This is a genomic window from Permianibacter fluminis (assembly GCF_013179735.1).
Classification (GTDB): domain Bacteria; phylum Pseudomonadota; class Gammaproteobacteria; order Enterobacterales; family Permianibacteraceae; genus Permianibacter; species Permianibacter fluminis.
In genome coordinates this window covers 99,595-119,079 of the sequence record NZ_JABMEG010000001.1, presented here as the reverse complement: position 1 = coordinate 119,079, position 19,485 = coordinate 99,595, and the positions used below count along the sequence as shown (strand labels likewise).

The 19,485-nt window shown below is 58.1% G+C and carries 5 protein-coding genes; all 5 read left to right on the top strand.

Features of this window, described 5'->3' with window-relative positions; genetic code table 11:
* Positions 1 to 118: 118 nt before the first annotated feature.
* The 5 genes from HPT27_RS00505 (at position 119) to HPT27_RS00485 (ending at position 19,478) form a co-directional block, all read left to right on the top strand.
* Positions 119 to 5,113 (top strand): S8 family serine peptidase, encoded by a 4,995-nt coding sequence (locus HPT27_RS00505; RefSeq protein WP_172237382.1) that lies wholly within the window; start codon positions 119 to 121, stop codon positions 5,111 to 5,113.
* Between the two features lie 276 nt (positions 5,114 to 5,389).
* A complete protein-coding gene (locus HPT27_RS19545; RefSeq protein WP_172237379.1) occupies positions 5,390 to 10,426 on the top strand; it encodes a S8 family serine peptidase in 5,037 nt (1,678 codons plus the stop codon).
* A 263-nt stretch (positions 10,427 to 10,689) separates the two neighbouring features.
* Positions 10,690 to 15,873: a S8 family serine peptidase gene (locus HPT27_RS19540; protein ID WP_172237376.1), complete on the top strand. Its 5,184-nt coding sequence runs from the start codon at positions 10,690 to 10,692 to the stop codon at positions 15,871 to 15,873.
* A gap of 318 nt (positions 15,874 to 16,191) precedes the next feature.
* Positions 16,192 to 17,625 (top strand): sensor histidine kinase, encoded by a 1,434-nt coding sequence (locus tag HPT27_RS00490; RefSeq protein ID WP_172237373.1) that lies wholly within the window; start codon positions 16,192 to 16,194, stop codon positions 17,623 to 17,625.
* Between the two features lie 287 nt (positions 17,626 to 17,912).
* A complete protein-coding gene (locus HPT27_RS00485) occupies positions 17,913 to 19,478 on the top strand; it encodes a tetratricopeptide repeat protein (RefSeq protein WP_172237370.1) in 1,566 nt (521 codons plus the stop codon).
* Positions 19,479 to 19,485 lie beyond the last annotated feature (7 nt).

Sequence of the window (19,485 nt, the reverse complement as noted above, 5' to 3'; positions counted from 1 at the left end):
TACGAATTTCGCACAAATCTGCACAAATATCTGCTCACTATTTGACCGACCCCAGGCGCATAGATAGCCCACTCCAGCAAAGGAGTAACAGAAGTACCACAAAAAAAAGGAGGGTTTTATGGGCAATCTACGACCGCTGGCCGTACTGGTCGCGTCGGCGTTGGCCGCCAGTGCCATCGCGGCAACGGCCGCGACCGCTGGCCGAGTGAGCGGGCACACACTACAGCAAATTCCTTTGGCTAAATCCGCCGCGACAGCGCAGGTCGAACGAGCAGGGCCGAACGGATTGGGCGCTCGCCGCGGCGGGGTGAATCAGCACATTCGCCCGGCGTCTGCCGCCGACAAATTCACTGCCGAACCAGACCGGAGCGGTGAAGACACCTACATCGTGCGCTTGCACGATCAACCGGTCGCGACCTACGACGGTCGCATCAAAGGTTATGCCGCGACATCGAAACGAAGTGTCGCGCTGAGCGAAGCGCAGCAATCGACCTGGGACAAGTGGCTGCAGAAAGGCAAAGCGGCACTGAACCTGACCAGCGACGCGCAGAAAGCCAGCAAGCGTTACAAGAATTACCTGCTGAACAAGCAGCAAGGCGTGCTCAAACAAGCGTTGTTGCTGGGCATCACCAAGCCGGTGCGCATGCAGTACACCGATGCGATCAACGGTTTCTCAGTCAAGATGACGCAACAGCAGGCAGCGGCGATGGCGGCGATGCCGGAGGTTGCTTACGTGCAGCGCTCACAGCTGTACAAGTTGAACACCGACGAAGGGCCGCATTTTATCGGCGCCGATCAAATCTGGCAGGGCCAGAGCGTGACCGGGCTCGCCCATCAGGGTGAAGGCATGCTGGTCGGTATCATCGATACCGGCATCAACAGCGATCATGTGTCGTTCGCCGCGGTCGGCGACGATGGTTATCAGCACGTCAATCCGCGTGGTGCAGGCAATTATCTTGGCGATTGCGCCACTGGGTTTGCCGCGATGTGCAACGACAAATTGATCGGCGTCTGGAGTTGGCCGGTGATCACCGGCATTTACGACAACGATGAATTTCAGGCGCCAGATTGGGATCCGAGCTGGATGCCGCGCGTCATGAAGCGGCCAGCCAACGGCGAAGATTACAACGGCCACGGTTCGCATACCGCTGGCACTGTCGCCGGCAACGTGACCCACAACGCGCCGATGCTCGGTTCCAGCATCGGTGATGGCGACGGTGTGCCAACCGGGCTGACGTTTGCTGCCGTGTCCGGTGTCGCGCCACACGCCAATATCATTGCCTATCAAGTCTGCTATCCCGGTGGTGGTGGCGATCCCTACTACGGCTGCATGGGCGAAGCGATTCTGAAAGCGGTGGATCAAGCGATTCAGGATGGCGTCGATGTGATCAACTTCTCGATCGGTGGTTCGGAAAGTTTTCCATGGGAAGATGCCGCCGAGCTGGCGTTCCTGAGCGCGCGCGAAGCGGGCATTTCGGTCGCCGTGTCGGCCGGCAATTCCGGTTCCGACGGTTGGTCCGAGATCATGCAATCGAGCGACCACACTTCACCCTGGCTGCTGTCGGTTGCCGCGACCACGCATGATCGCGTACTCGACATTCCGGCCAAAACGCTTGGCAGTTTCAGCGGCGGCACTGATTCGATGCCGGACATCACCGAAGGCCGCGGCATTTCGCCGGGCTACAGCGGACCTATTGTTTCGGCTGCCGCGTTCGGTGACGAGCTCTGCGAGAATCCATTCCCGGCCGGCACGTTCAATAATGGCGAGATTGTTGTCTGCAAGCGCGGCAACAACGGCCGCGTCGAAAAAGCCAACAACGTTGCCGCTGGCGGCGCCGGTGGTTTTGTGTTGTACAACGCCATCGATTGGGGCGAGGGCTCCGATCTGGTCAACGATGTTTATCCGATTCCCGGTGTGCACATCGCCAGCTGGGACGGTGACAGCCTGATCGCCTGGCTGGGATCTGGCAGTGGCCATGTCGCAAGTATCTCGGCGGCGATTCCAACCCGAACGATTGATTCGAGTGCGGCCGATCTGCTGGCTGACTTTTCCTCGCGCGGACCGAGCAGCACCTATGAGGGCCATCTGGTGCCCGGCATTGCTGCGCCCGGTGTCGATATCTTCGCACCGTTTGCCGATGAACATCCGTTCTCGGTGGCGCCGTTCTCGCGTGACTGGACCGTCATGAGCGGTACCTCGATGGCGAGCCCGCATGTCGCCGGCGCAATGACGCTATTGCGCCAGGAGCATCCGGACTGGACGCCGGCTGAAGTGCAATCGGCGCTGCAAATGACCGCGAGAGAAGTGGTCAGCTATCAGCCATATCAGGGTGCCGATCCGGTTCCGGCCAGTACCTATCGTGCCGGGTCCGGCCGTATCGATGTGCTGGCGGCCAGTAATGCCGGTTTGGTGATGGATGAAACCGCCAGCAATTTCGAGTTGGCCAATCCGCGCAATGGTGGCGACGTCAAGAGCCTGAATCTGCCCGAACTGGTTAATATGCATTGCCGGCATAACTGCGTGTGGTTGCGCACCGTCAAGGCGACTCGTGATGGCAGTTGGACCGTGTCGGCCGAAACCGATGAATACAGCGTGCGTTTGAGCAGTATTCCGGAAACGTTCACGCTGCGCGCCGGCGAGAGCCGAACCATCCAGATCCGCGGCGAAATTCTCGATTCGCAAAGCGCAGCCGGCAATGCCGAGCAGGAAGTCTGGGGCAAGGTCCGCTTGACGCCAGATGACAGCAGCATTCCGGCAGCGCATTGGCCTGTGGCGCTGAAGTTTGATCACGGCGCCTTGCCGGAAGCGCTGACGATTGCTGGTCATCGTGACCAAGGCAATTATCGCCTGAGCAATCTGACTCTGCCGAAACTGAATCAGGTCAGCTATCGCGGTTTTGGCTTGACCAAGGCCGAGGTGGAAGATGTGACCTTGCCGATCGATCCGGACTGGCAGAGTCCGATTGTCGACAATGACTTCCAGGCGGCGGCGATCCGATTGGTGCAGGTGCCAGCAGGTACGCTCCGTCTGGTGGTCGAGAACATCAAGAACCTCGGCACGACCGCCGAAGAAAACTGGCGGCGTGGTGATGCCGACATCATGATTGGTTTTGACAGCAATGGTGATGGCTTGCCGCAGTGGGAGGACGAGTCGATTTGCTACTCGACCACCGAATCCGAAATGGATTTCTGCAATATCAACCGGCCGGAGCCGGGTCAGTACTGGGTCGTGATTCACAACTTCAACACCCAGATGAGCGATCAGCAAACCAGCGACAGCTACCGCATAGCCACGGCGATCGTCGCGGATGCCGTCAGCAGTGATTTGCAGCTCAGCGGCCCGGCCAGCACTGATGGCATCAATCCGGCGGCACTCGATCTGACTTACGATCTGCAAGGTGCCGATGATGGCGACGTGTTGTATGGTGCGCTCGATATCGGTTCGGCCAACACGCCGGGTTCGGTCGGCATGGTGCCGCTGAAGATTGCGCGCGGGGTTGATGACGTCAGTTTGAAGACCAGTCAGACCCGGGCCCGCGCCGGCGAATTGATCGATGTGTCGCTGCATGTAGTGGAGAACCTGACTGGCGCGGATCGGAGGTTCGATCTGGCTACGACGCTGCCGTCGGGGCTGACATTGGTACCGGGCTCGGTCAAGCTTCAGCAGGCGTTGCAATCCAGCCTGACTGTCACCGGTAATCACATTCGCGTCGCCGGCAGTCAGCAGAATTCGGAGCAATGGCCGGCAGATTATCGCATCACCACCAACCGCACCGACGCGCTGTGCCGGACACCCGATTACGGTTACTACATGGATGGCACAACATCCGATGGTGGCTATGTTGATCTGGCGATGTTTGGCTATGCCCCGGACTTTGGTGGCCATTACACGAACGAGGATAATTTCACCAACTACGCGACCTTGCCGTTGGCGGCGTACTGGGGTGATGGCATGTCCTTGTACAACAATCCGAATGTGTCCTACCCGGAACTCATGGTGTCGCCACAGGGCTGGGCGGCGTTTGATGCCGCGATGATCTTCGAGATGCACGGCCACAGTAAGCTGCCGACCTGGACCGCGCCGGACGGCAAGCTCGGCGTGATCTGGCAAGGCGATCCGTGGAACAACTACACGATGGGCACGCCGCTTGGTTGGGATGGTGAGCAATCTGCCGGCATGACCGTCGCCTACACCCACGATGAAGTGGTCGTCGAGTGGGACGGTGCTCGTAACGAAACGCACGAACTCGATCTGAATACCTGGGAGCGGATCTGGACCGAACTGGATGACCGTTACGACGCCGAAATGATCCTGAATCGCCATACCCGTTTTGAAGACGGTGAATTCGAAGTGATCATGGCCTATGACGACATTGATTTCGGCACCCAGCCGGGCAATGGCGCGATCGGTTTGCAAGGCTTCACTGGACCGATGACGATGTTCGGCCCATTGGATGGGCCGAAGGGGGTCACTTACGCGTTCAATGATCTGAAAGCCAAGCTGTCCGATGGTCTGGTGGTTTGCTATGACTACGTTGGGCCGGAATCGACTCAGTTTGATCTGCGCTTCCAGGTGCGAGTCAATGACGATGTCGGCAGCCAGGATCAGCTGATTCATTTCGTCAGTCAGGTCGATGGCGTCAGCAACGTCAATGTTGATCAGCTGATTACCGTCAATGGCAACCTCAGCATTGGCGCCATTCCGAACCAGACAGTGGTCGAGAACACGCTACTTGAAGGCATTGCTGTGCTGTACAGCGATAACGATAGCGCCAGCAATACGGTTTCGGTGCGTGGCGATCATGTCACGGCGACGATGCATGGTAACGAACCGGGCGATGAGTTCGATCTGATGCCAGCGGCCAACTTCGAAGGCACCACCGAAGTCACGGTGACCGTTACCGACAATGACAACCCGGCTGACAGCGTGTCGACCTCGTTCATGCTGACGGTGACCAAAGGCACGGATGTGGTCGTGACGCCGCCGCCGAGCAATGGTGGTAGCAGCGGCAACAATAGTGGCGGCGGCGGTGGCAGTGTCGCTTATCTGGCACTGCTGCTAGTGACCGCAGCAGGCTGGCGGCGTCGGCGTTCGCTGGTACTCACAACCTAATTGGCACGGCTAATCGGTAACAGGCGGCGACCTTCGGGTCGCCGTTTTTACTTTGGCTGCCGTACCGGGCAGTTGTCGTTGCGAGAATTTAGCAATCCTGGCCAAGTCACTGATTTTGCGCATTATTCTTTAACTCATCCGGCCTGGTGCCGGCGCCGGTTTCGACAATTCTGCACAAATATTCGCTCACTCCTTGACCAATCCCTGCGGCATACATAGCCCCGCGAAAAAAGCAGTACCCAGAACGATCCCTGCGGGGAGCATGAGGAGAAGACCATGTTTAACCGACGGCCTCTGGCCATCGTGATTGCCTCGGCGTTGTACGTCGGCGCGGCAGCAAATGCCGCCGCCGGCACCAGCAATGCCACGCAAGCGGATAACCACTTGCAACAGGTGCGCATGCAGAACCTGGCGAGCTATGCCACGGCGCGCACCGGCAGCCAGACCAACAAAGCACAGACTGAAGTCCGCCAGGGCAAGCCCGGTGGCCTCAACCAGCAGATTCGTCCGGCTTCGAGCCGCGCCAAATTCGTCGCCGAGCCGGCGCGCAAAGGTGAAGATGTCTACATCGTTCGCCTGCACGACCAGCCGGTTGCCACCTATGACGGTCGGGTCAAAGGTTATGCCGCCACCGCCAAGAGTGCGCTGAAGGCCGAAGCGAAAAGCCAATCAGGTTGGGAAAAGTGGCTGGACAAGGGCAAATCGCTGGTCGGCATGCAAACCAGCGAGAAAGCCCGCGTTGAGCAGTACAAACACTATTTGAATGGCAAGCAGCAGGAAGTGCTGCAGGCGGCCCGCAGCAAAGGCGTTTATAACGCGCCGCGACTGCGCTTCACCGATGCCATCAACGGCTTCACGATGAAGCTGACCCAGGCCCAGGCCAAAGCGCTGGCAGAACTGCCGCAAGTGGAGTTTGTCCAGCGTTCTGACTTGCTGAAACTGCACACCGATCGCGGACCAGAATTTATCGGTGCCGATCAAGTCTGGACCGGCATGTCGGTCACCGGTTTGCCGCAGCAAGGCGAAGGCATGCTGGTCGGTATCATCGATTCGGGTATCAACACTGATCACCCGTCGTTTGCCGATATCGGTGATGATGGCTATGACCACAGCAACCCGCTCGGTTCTGGCAATTATCTCGGTGATTGCGCCACCGGCGTGCTGCAGTGTAACGACAAGCTGATCGGCGTCTGGAGCTGGCCGTTTATCACCAATTCATTCGAAGGTATTCGGCCGGCCAGTGGTGAAGATTACAACGGCCACGGCAGCCATACCGCCGGTACGGTCGCCGGCAACGTGATTCACAATGCGCCACTGCTGGGTTCTTCGCTCGGCGATGGCGACGGTGTACCGACGGGTCTGGTATTCGATACCGTCTCCGGTGTCGCTCCGCACGCCAACATCATCGCCTATCAGGTCTGCTTCCCGAACGGCGGTTGCCCGGATGAAACCGTGATCAAGGCGATCGACCAAGCCATTCAAGATGGCGTCGACGTGATTAACTTCTCGATCGGCGGTGCCGAGCGTTTTCCGTGGGAAGACGCCAACGCGCTGGCCTTCCTGTCGGCACGCGAAGCCGGCATTTCGCTGGCCGCTTCGGCCGGAAATGCCGGTCCGAATTTCTATACGCTGTCGCACTCAGCGCCGTGGTACACCATTGTCGCGGCCAGCACGACTGACCGGGTGCTGGAACTCGGCAAGAAAACGCTGAGCCTCAGCGGTGGCGGCACCACGCCGCCGGATTTTCCCACTTACGACTGGACCGAGTACGGTGGCATCTCGGCTGCGGGCATCAATGGCACCTTGGTCGACGCCGTCGATCATAGCGATGAGCAGTGCCTGAACGAATTTGCTCCAGGGACTTTCACCAGCACGGAAATCGTTGTGTGCAAACGCGGCGGCAACGCCCGTGTCCAGAAAGCCTATAACGTCATGGCCGGCGGCGCCGGTGGCTTTGTCCTGGTCAACGCCGGTTATCCGGATGACGATGACGGCTTGGTCAATGATACCTATCCATTGCCGGGCATCCAGCTGCACTCCTGGGATGGTCAGGCAATGCTGAGCTGGATGCATGACGGTGGCGCGGGTCACAGCGCCGATATTTCCGCCAGCACGATCACCCGCACCATCGATCCGGCTGCCGGCGATCGCCTGGCCGATTTTTCCTCGCGCGGACCGATCAGCACCTACGAAGGTTCACTGGCACCGCATCTGAGCGCACCGGGCGTCGATATTTTTGCCCCGTATGCCGACGAGCATCCGTTTGACCCGAACTCGGCGCTGTCGCGTGACTGGGCAGCGATCAGTGGCACCTCAATGGCGAGCCCGCATGTCGCCGGTACGATGACCCTGGTGCGTCAGGCGCATCCGGACTGGACGCCGGCCGAAGTGCAATCGGCGTTGATCATGACCGCCAGTGAAACGGTCACTGAACAATTGAGCGAGTGGACGCCGCCACGTCCGGCTCACACCCACAAGGCTGGTGCCGGCCGCGTCAACGCGCTGGCCGCGGTCGATGCCGGTCTGGTGATGGATGAAACCGCCAGCAACTTTGAAGCGGCCAATCCGCACAACGGCGGCGATGTCAAACAGCTGAACCTGCCGCAGCTGGTCAACAATCACTGCCGCGATATCTGCAGCTGGATTCGCACCGTTCGCGCCACCCGCGATGGCACCTGGACGGTCAGTGCCGGCGACTGGACCTATGATCGCTGGAACACCGGTGAAGGCGAGTTCCCACAAAATGGCGTCAAGTTCGAGGTGTTCCCGTCAACCTTCGCGCTGCGCGCTGGCGAAAGCAAAACGCTGATGCTGCGCGCCGATCTGACCGATGCCCAGTTCCGCTCTAACGGCAATGATCACGTTCTCAACTCGGAACAGATCGAGCTGTGGAGCAAGGTCATTTTCACTGCGGACAATCCGGCGATCCCGGTCGCACACTGGCCGATCTCGATCAACTACGATCATGGCGGCTTGCCGATCAATCTGGAGTTGACCGCCCATCGTGACAACGGCGCCTACCGGCTCAGCAATGTCGCGCTGCCGGCGATGAACAGCGTCAATTATCGCGGTTATGGTCTGGTCAAGGCCGATGTCGAAACGGTCGCCCTGAAGCAGGACATCGACCACATTCCGCCGCAGTTCGATGGTGACTATACCCACAGCAACACGCTCACCACGCTGGTCAACGTGCCGGAGGGTACGGCCCGTCTGGTGGTGGAAAATATCCAAAACGTCGAGACGGTCGACGCGGCGCCACTGGTTTGGCAGCGTGGCTGGGCGACGATCTACATCGGCCAGGACAGCAACGGTAACGGGCTGCCGGATTTCGACGACGAAACGCTGTGCATTTCCAACACCGAAGTCGAGCTGAATTATTGCAGCATCAGCCATCCGGACGCAGGCCAGTACTGGGTGTTCATCAACAACGTCCGGACCGGTCTGTCTGACGGTGAAGAAGTCGACTACATCGATACCTATCGTATTGCCACCGCGATTGTTCCGAACAGTGTCAGCAGCAATCTGCGGGTCAACGGCCCTGGCAGCAGCAATGGCACGGCGGTGGATGTCGATCTGAACTGGACCCTGTCCGAAATGGTCGCCGGTGACGTCGCTTACGGTGCATTTGATATCGGCAGCGCTGGTGCGCCGGGCAGTGTCGGCTTTGTCCCGGTCAAACTCAGCCGCGGTGTTGATGACGTCAGCCTGACCACCAGTCAGACTGGCGCTCGTGGCGGTGATGTGATCGATGTGACGGTGCATGTGGTGGAAAATACCAGCGGTGCCGACCGCAATATCGATCTGCAAACGACTTTGCCAGCGGGCCTTACGTTGCTGCCGGATTCGGTCAGCATCAACAACAAACGTCAGCGCGCCAGCCTGAGCGTCAATGGCAACACCATTCGCGTTGCCGGGACGCAGTTGAATTCAGAAAATTGGCAGCGCGAGTATGTGCTCACGACAAGCAAGACAGACGCTAGCTGCAAAACACCAATTTACACCAGCAACTATGGGTCGAGTCGGGGCGGATTCGTTGGTCTGTATAAGAACCTAGGTCTGATGCCAGATTTTGGTGGCCAGGCAGATCATTGGGGAACTCAGGCTCTGGCGGTTCCGCTCGCGAACTTCTGGGGCGATGGCGCAGGCTATGCGCTGTACAACAACCAGGATTTCGTTTCCTATCCGGAATTGTTGGTTTCGCCACAGGGCTGGGTGATCATGGAGCCGTATTTCGCTGACACCATGCTCTTGCATCATGAGTTCCCCTATCTGACGCTGCCGTACACGCCGATGATTGGTGTAATGTGGAAAGGTGGCGATCTAAAGTTCGATGCTTTTGGTGGGATGACCGGTAAGTTCCTCGGCACCCCGCTGAATGTTGACTGGTTTGATGCGAGTGCGACTTCTGGCATGTTGATGGCCAGTTCGAGTTCGACCAATGACTTGATTTTCGAATGGGTCGGTGCGCGCACCCAGAACATGGAGGTAGGTTGGTGGGGGGATACGAACTACATTAGCGACGAAGATGATCGGTATAGCTTCGATCTGATCATGAATCCTGAGATCCGTCACAATGACGGCCAATTTGAAATCATGATGGCCTATGGTGATCTGAATTTTGCTGACCAGGCCGGAAATGGTTCGATTGGTGTTCAAGGCTACACTGGCCCGTTGACCGCATTCGGTCCTTTGTATGGCGATCTCGCCACCAAGTACGCTTACGATGATCTGAAGAGCAAGCTGAGCAAAGATCTGGTGGTTTGCTATGACTATGTGGGCCCAGAGTCGACCCAGTTCGACCTAACCTTCAAAGTCCGTGTCGCGGAAACCGCGTCAGGTCAGACACTGCCGCTGCAGTTTGTCAGCAACGTGACCGGCATGGGACAGCGTCAGCTGGTCCAGAACATCACCGTGGCGGGTAACCTCAAAGTGGGCGATATTGGCAATCAGACGATTGCTGAAAACACCACGCTGAGCGGGCTGCCAGTGATTTATCACGATAATGACAATGGTCCGAACATCATCAGTGTTACCGGCGCGCACATTAGCGCGAAAGTGAACGGCAATGATTCGGGTGACAGCGTTGACATCACCCCGGAAGCCAACTTTGAAGGCACAACGGAAGTCACCGTGACGGTCTATGACCAGGCCAATCCGACCGATCGCTCGTCGACCACGTTCATGCTGACCGTGACCAGCGGCACCAACGTCAGCACCAGCAGCAAAGGTGGCGGCGGTGGCGGTTCGGTAGGTATCGGTGCGCTGGCGTTGCTGGCGTTGCTGGGCCGCCGTCGCAAAGCGCGTCGCAACTGAGCGAACGACAGGAGCTTTGGTATCGCTATAACTAGAAAGGTGTGGTAGCAAACATTACGGCGGCCGGGATGGCCGCCGTTTTTTTTGCTCGGAAGAAGCGCCTTGCGATGCAGCATTTTGTGCGCACTGCGCACCCCTGCAAATGCGTACAGATCTGCACAAATTTTCGTTTTTGATACGTCGGTCTTGGTCGGCACTATCAGCAGTTGATGCAGGCAATGCAGGCCTGCCGATGCCAGAAAAACAACAAGCCGGGGGTATCAATGAGCAAGATAACGACAGGTTGGCGGCGCCGCAGTGCGCTTGCCTGCGGCGTGGCGCTATACGTTGCCGCAGCGGGCAATGCCGCTGCTGGCGGCTTTGTCGATTGGGCACGCAGCCTGTTGTCATCGCCGCAACCGGGTGGCTTTCGAGCGGTGCAATTGCCGGAGCGAAAGCCGCAAGCCAGCAGCCAAACCGAAGGCGCGGGCATTTACGCCGGCCACAGTCAGTTGAATCGGCAGTTGCAGCCACGCCGGGAAAAATTTGTTGAAGAGGCCGGCCTGCGCGGCCAGCATGACTATTTGATCGAGCTGCAGGATGCCGCACTGCCGCTATATCAAGGCGAGTTGCCCGGCTTGCAGCGCACGGCGCGCCAGTCCGGCAAAGTCGATCTGAAAAGCTCAGCTGCAAAGAAATACCGCCAGCATCTGCTCAGCCAGCAGCAAGCCATGAGCCAGTCGATTCGCGCGCTCGGCGTTGCCAGCAAAATGGGCCACCAGTTCACCACCGCATTGAACGGTTTCAGCCTTCGGATGAGCCAGCAAGACGCTGCTCGCGTAGCCCAGTTGCCAGGCGTCAGAAGCGTCAAGCGCAGCCAGTTGCGCCAGCTCACGACCGATCGCGGTCCGGCGTTCATCGGTGCCGATCAGGTTTGGCAGGGCAATGTTTTTTCCGGCACGCCGTATCAGGGTGAAGGCGTCGTGGTCGGCATCATCGATACCGGCATCAACACCGACCATCCGTCATTCGCCGCCACCGGCAGCGATGGTTATACGGTCAGCAATCCGCGCGGCAGCGGCAATTATCTCGGCGATTGCGTTGCCAGCCCGATGCTGTGCAATGACAAGCTGATCGGTGTCTACAGCTTTCGGGAAATTACCGACACCTATGCCGACCCGGCCTACCAACCGGATGCGCCATGGTGGGATATCACGCCGCTACGGCCATCGAATGGCGAAGACTACAACGGCCATGGCAGTCACACTGCCAGTACTGCTGCCGGCAATAGTCTGCTGAATATTTCCTATTTGATGCCGTCGCTGGGCAACAGTGGTGATGGCAATGCCACCAGTTTGCATTTCAGTCAGCTGTCCGGTGTGGCGCCACATGCCAATTTGATTGCCTACCAGGTTTGCTATCCGGGCGGGCAGGGCGATTTGTATTCCGGTTGTCCGGAGACCGCCATCCTGGCCGGCATTGAGCAAGCGATCACTGATGGCGTTGACGTGATCAACATGTCGCTCGGTGGCAGCGAAAGCAATCCGTGGACCGATGCCGTGGAGCGGGCCTTGTTGGCCGCGCGCGAAGCAGGCATCAGTGTCGCCGCGTCGGCCGGTAATTCCGGCGAATACTTTACCGCCGATCACGTTTCGCCGTGGCTGATGTCGGTCGGTGCGGTCACCCATGACCGGGCGATTGATCTGCCCGCGAAACAACTGACCGATATGACAGGCGGCAGCAATCCGCAGAGCTGGCCGATGGATGGCGAATCGATCAGCGGTGGCCTGACCGCGAATCCCATTGTCTGGGCCGGTCGCTACAGCAACCCGAATTCGGCGGAAGCGCCGGAGCTCTGCAACGAGCCGTTCCCGGCTGGCACTTTCAGCAATGATCCGGATGGCAATCCGTACAGCGTGCCGCCGATCGTGGTGTGCAAGCGTGGCGGTGCCGCGCGCATGCAGAAAGCGGCAAACGTTGTCAGTGGTGGCGCGGGTGGTTTTGTCCTGTACAACGCGGTCAGCTGGGCGACCGACGGTAGCAGCTCACTGTACAAAGATCCGTATCCGCTGCCGGGCATCAACGTCGATTACTGGGCGGGTCAGCAACTGGAAAGCTGGCTGGCCGCCGACAGCGATCAGCTGGCCACCCTCACCGCGGCGGAACCGGCATCCATCATCGATGCCAGCCAAGGCGACTTGATCGCGGATTTCAGTTCCAAAGGACCGAGCCGGACCACAACGAATGTGATTGTGCCAAGCATCTCGGCGCCGGGCGTGCAGATCTACGCGGCTTTTTCGGATGACCAACCGTTCACCAACAGTCCGCATCCGAGCGATTTCACGCTGCTCGACGGCACCTCCATGGCATCGCCGCATGTGACTGGCGCGCTGGCATTGGTGCGTCAGGCACATCCGGACTGGAGCGCGGCGGAAGTGCAATCGGCGCTCATGCTGACCGCGGCACAAACGCCTGCATTCCCCGCCTATGGTTCGCGGGTGTTACCGGACTCGCCCTACGCGGCTGGCTCCGGTCGCGTCGATGTGGCGGCCGCTGTCAATGCCGGTTTGGTAATGGATGAAACCGCTGCGAACTATCTTGCCGCCGATCCGAACAATGGTGGCCGGGTCGAGTGGCTCAATCACGCCAGCATGGCCAATTTGAATTGTCAGAGCACCTGCACCTGGCTGCGTACGTTCCGTGCGACGCGCGCTGGCAGCTGGACGGTCAGTACCAGCAGCATTGACAGCTATCAGCAATTGCAGCTGAGCGTAACGCCTGCGCAGTTCACGGTCACGGCAGGGCAGATGGTGACGGTGCAAGTGACGGCGACAATCAGTGGTGATGCGTATGGTCGCACCGAAGATCGTTTGAATGGCCAATTCTTCGGCGAAGTCACGTTGACCGAAGACAGCAATGCCAGTCCGACTGCACGGCTGAAAGTGGCAGCGGGTTTGGCCGGCAAGGCCTTGCCGCGTCAGCTCGATCTGACCGCGCACCGTGATCGCGGCAGCCAAAGCTTCAGCGGCTTGAATCTGCCGAGCGCACCGCAGTTGACCACCCGGGTCTACGGCCTGGTTGCACCGACGGTGAAAGATGTCGATTTGCATCCGGACAGCTTCTCGCTCAATCCGTTTGATGATCCGAGCGACGGTGTCCACTGGGAACTGATCACCGTGCCGGCGGGCACCAAGCGTTTGGTGGTTGAAGCGTTGTCGCTGACGCCGGTGGACTGGACCGCGCAATACGATCTGGAACAACCGAATGTGCTGGTCGGTATCGATGCCAATGGCGACGGCTTGCCGCCGACCATGGAGACTTACCACGACGAATTGCGCTGCATGAGCTTTGCCAAGTGGCAGAACAACTTCTGCTCGATTCAGGATCCGGAGCCGGGTCAATACTGGATCATGGTGCATAACGCTCGTGGCGTGATGTACGACAGCGAACTCGCACAGACGGATCGCATCCGTTTTGCCTACGCCGTGGTCGGCGGCAATGACAACCATGATCTGACCGTTACCGGCCCCAGCAGTCATGACGGCGCCGAGCCCCTGGCGCTGACATTTGATTGGGATCTCGACAATCTCGCGGTCGGTGATATCCGCTACGGCGCGTTTGACGTTGGCCCTTCAGCCGCCGCCGCTGGCGCGTTCGGCATGACCGGTATCCGACTCGAACGCGCGAGCGATGATGCAGCGCTGATCTTGTCGAAAACATCGGCCAAACCCGGCGACGAGATCGATGTGACATTGCGCGTGCTGGAAAACCTGGACGAGAGCAATCGCAATCTCGCAGTCAGCGTGCAGTTGCCGGCCGGTCTGACTGTGGTGCCGGGCTCGCTGCAACACGGCAGCAACATGAATGGCATGGTGACGCTGAGCAATGGCTTGCTGCAGGTCACCGGTCAGCAACCGACCACCGCTGATGTCGCGCGTCGCTACGTGGTCACTAGCAACGACACGTCGGCGACTTGCCGGGTGCCAAATCCGAATGAACCACAGGGCACCAACGGCTATCTGGATCTGTTCGCGGAAACCGGCTTGCAACCGGAGTACGACATTGCCGGTGACGCCAACGCCGTGTTCCGTCTGCCGATCGATTGGCTGTTCTTCAAACCAGCGGACATCGAATTGTTTGCCCAGCCCAGCAAAGGCTGGCTCGATGTCAGCCCGGCTGGCTTGATCCGGCTTGAAGATCTGTATTGGCCCTGGGATTACTCGGTATCGATGACCTATGGTGGTGGATTGATGCGGGCCATTGCGCCGTTCTGGCGCGGTAGCTCGACCATGGAAGCCGAGCACCATTGGGAAGATCCAAAAGGCCTGACTATGGCAACGATCTGGAAGGAGGATTTTCCGGAGCTGGGCGACCTGTTGTACCTGGAGTGGGACAACGTTATTGACGCCAACAACGGCGACCAACTTGACTTTGAAGTCGTGCTGCGCAATGGCATTGATTTTGAGCCGAGCCGTCCGGAAATCATTTTCGCCTATGCCAACCTGAGCGGTGCCAATAGCGAAGGTTCAATCGGCGTGCGCGGTTTTGCCGGCACCATGAACTGGGATGCCGGTGAACCGAACGACGGTGGCTGGCTGATTAACGACCTGGGCTACAACAATCTTGATCAGGTGATCAGCGACAACAAAGTGTTCTGCCTCGATTACGACGGCCCGGAACGCAGCCGCATGGACGTCAGCTTCAAGGCGCGCGTCAGCGAGCTGGCTGCCGGCGCCGATCTGGTGATCCATGTCGAGCATCAGGTAGGCAACGTTCCGGTTACCGCTCGGGAAGTGCATGTGCCGGTGGCTGGCAACCTGAAGATCGCTACCATCGCCGATATGGACGTCGATGAGGATGACACGCTGGAAGACATCGACGTGCTCTATACCGATGCTGACAACTTACCGAATGTCATCACCGTCAGTGGCGAGCATGTCAGCGCGGTCGTGCATGATGATGGCAGTTTTGATCTGACACCGGAGCCGGATTTCAGCGGCCAGACCGTGGTAACGGTAACCGTTGCCGATGCCACTTACAGTCAGGACCGCAGCAGCACGCAATTCACCCTGATGGTCAATCCGATCAACGATGCGCCGGTTGCGGTAGTCAGTTCCGGTACGGTTAATCTGGCCGCCGGTGGCACGCTGACGCTGGATGCCAGCCACTCTCACGACGCCGACCATGATGTGCTGAGCTATCAATGGCAGCAGATCAGTGGCGCTAATGTCAGCCTGACCAGTGCCGACCGTGCAGTCGCCGCGGCCAGCAACATGGCGACGGGCAGCTATGAGTTCCGGGTGACGGTCAGTGACGGCGAAGATGAAGCCATCGCCAACGTCAAAGTAGACGTTGCCAACGGTTCGGCAACAGTCAGCAGCTCAGGTGGTGGTGGCGGTTCCTTGCCTTGGCTGTTTGCCGTGTTGCTGTTGGTCCTGCAAGGTCGTCGTCGCCGTGCCGGTAGGTAAGAGGGACAGAAGCAAGCACCGGAACAGAGACAGAAATGAGAAACCGCAATAAAAAGCAGGTGTGCTAGCAAACATTGGGCGGCCGTTTCGGCCGCCCTTTTTTCTCTGCGAGGTAAGACCAGAACAACGTGGTGAAGCCATTTGCATTCCCGTGGTGCCGGTTTATGCTGGCGCAAACAAGGTCAGCAGCAGATGTTTTCACCGCAATGATCGCTGGCGATTGACCGTGCATGCACGGACTCGATTCTCTTTGCCGTGAGCGGATGTGGTTATTCTTGGTGGGGTCGCTCGTGGCCGGGCGACCGAATGAGGTGAGCGATGTCCTTACGCACGCGTCTGATGCTACTGGCGTTGTTGCTCGCGCTGGCATTTGCTGCCGTGATTGGCTTTGCCCAATACAATCTGACCGCCATCCGTGCCATCGTCGCGTCGATTTATGACGACCGGGTGGTGCCGCTGAGCCAATTGAAAGCCGTCAGCGATGCCTATGCCGTCAAGATCATCGATACCGTCAACAAAGCGCAGAACGGCCTGCTTGATCAGCCGTCTGCACTGGCGTCAATAGACCAGGCCCGGCACATCATTGATGAACAGTGGCAAGCCTATCTACATACTTATCTGACCGCAGAAGAGTCGCAGTTGGTGGCACAGGCCAGCCAGCAATTTGTTGTCGCCGATCGAGCGGTGATTCAGCTGCAGCAGTTCCTGCAGCAGACGCAGTCGCCACTGGCCGGCAAGCTGACGGCATTTGACGGCTCGCTTTATCAACAGATTGATCCGGTTACCACCACGCTGGCCAAGCTGATCAATTTGCAGCTGGATGTGGCGCGGACCGCGCGCGCCGACATTGGTGATCGCACGGCCCATGTCAGCACGGTGTTTGTCTGGACCGCGGTGTTGTTGTCATTGCTGGTGCTGGCTGCGGTCTGCTTGTTGTGGCAACAGTTCCGGCAGCAGCGCCGGTTGCAAAAGCTGCAACAGGCCAAACAGGAGTTGCTGCAATTCAATGCTGAATTGAAGCAGCAGGTAACCGAGCGCAGCGAAGAATTGCAGCATGCGGTTGACGAGTTGGAGTCGTTCAATTTTGTCGTCTCCAATGATCTGCAGGCGCCGGTGCGGCATGCCAGCAGTTATCTGGAGTTGCTGCGTGACGAGATCAGCGAAGTCGGCCACCGCGATTGGCTGGAACTGGTCAACCGCGCCACTCGTGCGATGGACCGCATGAGCCAGATGATCGGTGACATGCTGGCACTGTCGCGGCTCGGCCGCGACGTGCTGCAGCCCGGACCGGTCGATCTGGGCGTGATGGTCAGCGAGATGGTCGCGCAGTTGCCAGTCGCAACGCGTCAGCGCTGCCAGTTCGAGTTGGGGACGTTACCAACTGTCTTTGCCGATCGCGCCTTGCTGCGTCAGGTCATCCAGAACCTGCTCGACAATGCCGTCAAGTCTTGCGCCAACACCAGCGCGCCACTCATTTGCGTGACCACTGTGCAGCACCCGAAATACCAGACCGCTGTGGTCGTGCGCGACAACGGCGTCGGCTTTGATCCGGCCTACAGCCGACACTTGTTCCGGCTGTTTCAACGGCTGCATCGGCAGGATGAGTTCCCCGGTGCCGGCGTCGGCCTCGCGCTCTGCGCCAAGATCATTCACCTGCACGGTGGCCGCATCTGGGCCGAGGCGAGCCCCGGCCACGGAGCGAGTTTCTATTTCAGCTTGCCGGACATGAACGGCGCAGTGCGGGCCGCCTGAAACGCGTTGGTAGTTGGCCTCTTTGTAGCCCGGATGCAGCGCCGCGAATTCCGGGATGGTTTTGCACATCACGCCGGATTCCATTTCATTGCATCCGGGCTACGTTTACTGCCAGCATAGTTGCTAACGCTGTGAGTTCGAGTAGGGGACATTGCCTATTTTCTTTGCCGACCGCGCCTCATCTGGACTACTCCCACTGAAACTGAGTATCCCCAGCCAAACTTGACAAATGCGGCCTACCCGCTGCGGAAAGCAAGTTGAAATGTGCGGGGATAGCATGACAGCATATGGCACCGACCTATCAAGTAAATGGATTGAAGTTGATGAATTGGATATTTCCGATTGTTTGGCTGGTGATTTTCGTTGCAGTGTTAATTCCAGGTAATGCAACTGCGCAAGATGTTCCGAAACGCTATTTTGCCGATGCCCCCGTCGATGCCCGGGAGTTCATGACCAAAGCTAAGCAAGCAGAGGCGATTGTAGATCCGCTACAGCGTTGTTTGAGCTATCCGGACCTGCCCGCCAATCAATGGCAAGTAAGCTTGGCACGTGCTGAATGCGAGTATTCCTTTGCTCATGCCATTTCCTTAAAAACCATCAAGCAATATGTCGAGGCAGACCAGCTTGCGGAACTTGATGCATTATTTCGCACCGATTTGGAACGGCATTTTGTCAAAGAAGGATTCAGTGAGGTAATTCACAGGGATTTCGCTGCAATAGATGATAGCTATGATTCTGGCCGATTGACGCAACGCTGGCTCGAAAAGGCGCCGAAGAGTCCCTTTGCGCTGACGGCCCGTGCACTGTTTTATCGCCATATGGCAGGCAAAGCCAGAGGCAGTAAGTGGGCAAGTGATACGCCGGCAGAAAATATGAAGCGCATGGCTGAGTTTGTTTTGCTCTCAGTTGATTTATATAACGATGCAATTCGAATAGAACCTCGCATGCTAGATGCGTATGTCGGTCTTATGATCATGGCGCGAATTGACTCGCGAGGTGAATTGGAAGACTTTGCTTTTACTCAAGCAAACGCGATAGACCCCGCATGTCGCAGTGTCTCCTGGAGCAGGATGATTTCATTGAAACCAAGGTGGGGTGGAAGTTACGAACAGATGGAGCAATATGCGGAGGCACTTAAAGCGTACTTGCCGCTAAGACCTTTGCTGGCAGACAGCATTGGTGAAGTCGCTGCGGACAAAGCCAACGTGGCGAGCCGAAATAAGAATTACGGTGAAGCTGAGCGAGCTCTCGCATCTACAGTACGAACGGTTACCCTTTCCGAATTTCATGATGACTATGCATCTTATCTTGGCAGCTTGAAAGCAAGTCCATGGCCACAGATTCTGCATCTAGTGAGCGCCGAACGGTTCTCTGAGCTTAGTCCACACGGTGCTCGCCAGTTGGGTCGCTTGTTGACGGAATCGAACTTGGATCTGGAATGGGCAATAAAGTTGCTGAAAAGGGCTGTGTTGGTAGAGCCCGAGAGCACGTTTGGTCAGTTTTGGCTGGCACAAGCCTTATTGCGGGCTGACCGGAAGGTCGAGTTATTGGAGCCATTGACGGTGCTTACAGATGACGAAACGTACCGTAAAGATGCGCTCTATCAGCTGAGCGTGGTATTTGACCAGCTGCACCGACCGAAGGATGCACTGGAGAACCTCGACTTACTGCTTAAAGAGGTCCCTGAATATATCGAGGGTGTCGCAAGGCGGGGACAGCTATTAATGCAATTGGGGCGAAAAGCCGAGGCGCATGTTGAATTCACGCGGTATCTGGAGCTCAGTAGAAATGACCCTGAGCAAGCTGAAACCCGAGCTGAAGTTCAGCACATGCTGAATGTCTCGACCCCATGAAGGTAAG